Source organism: Hufsiella arboris (genome assembly GCF_009834875.1).
In the GTDB taxonomy this organism is placed as follows: Bacteria; Bacteroidota; Bacteroidia; order Sphingobacteriales; family Sphingobacteriaceae; genus Hufsiella_A; species Hufsiella_A arboris.
The window spans coordinates 1-306 of the sequence record NZ_WVHT01000051.1; the positions used below are offsets into that span (position 1 = coordinate 1).

Consider the following 306-nt stretch of genomic DNA (forward strand, 5'->3'; position numbering starts at 1 on the left):
ACAAAGTTTTGTTTTTCATCGGGCAGATAAAATACTGCTCGGGAAATAATAGCAGCATTGTTCTGCCGGTTTCAAAACCGATATACGCGGAAAGTTTAAAGCTGCAGTCACGTTCAAACACCAACTCCCTTCACTTTAAGCTTGCAGCATTAGCGGGGCTATCGGAAGCGAAAAGTGAAGAACACTGCTTTCCAAAATAATTAACTTATCGGAAGTACGCTTCATTTATTGATACAACTAGTTTTGAAAACGGAAGCATTTCTTAGCAACAGCACCTGCTTTCCAATAGTTGAGCTTTCCAGGTTT

The 306-nt window shown here is 40.2% G+C and carries 1 protein-coding gene; it reads left to right on the top strand.

Annotated elements, in window-relative coordinates:
- A partial coding sequence (locus GS399_RS20910; RefSeq protein WP_237488030.1) for a hypothetical protein occupies window positions 1–200 on the top strand: 200 nt, incomplete at its 5' end.
- Window positions 201–306: the final 106 nt, after the last annotated feature.